The sequence below is a fragment of the Flavobacterium cupreum genome (assembly GCF_003996965.1).
In the GTDB taxonomy this organism is placed as follows: domain Bacteria; phylum Bacteroidota; class Bacteroidia; order Flavobacteriales; family Flavobacteriaceae; genus Flavobacterium; species Flavobacterium cupreum.
Genome location: NZ_QWDM01000075.1, coordinates 1 through 450, shown reverse-complemented (window position 1 = coordinate 450; position 450 = coordinate 1). Strand labels below are relative to the sequence as shown.

Below are 450 nucleotides of genomic sequence, written 5' to 3'. Positions count from 1 at the left end.
ACTTGGTTTCGGGTCTACACCCAGCGACTGTCGCCCTATTCGGACTCGATTTCTCTACGGCTTCCCTATATGGTTAACCTTGCCACTGAATGTAAGTCGCTGACCCATTATACAAAAGGTACGCAGTCACGGAACAAGTCCGCTCCTACTGTTTGTATGCACACGGTTTCAGGATCTATTTCACTCCCCTTCCGGGGTTCTTTTCGCCTTTCCCTCACGGTACTGGTTCACTATCGGTCGATTACGAGTATTTAGCCTTGGAGGATGGTCCCCCCATATTCAGACAGGATTTCTCGTGTCCCGCCCTACTTGTCGCACGCTTAGTTCCACACATCGCATTTCGAATACCGGGCTATCACCGTCTATGGCTCCCATTTCCAGGGGATTCTTCTATGCGTCATGCTAAAACGTGCAGGCTCTTCCCATTTCGCTCGCCACTACTTTGGGAAT

General features: G+C 50.4%; 1 rRNA gene. It reads right to left on the bottom strand.

What is annotated here, in order from left to right:
- A 23S ribosomal RNA gene (locus tag D0817_RS24855) occupies positions 1 to 450 on the bottom strand; the annotation flags it as partial.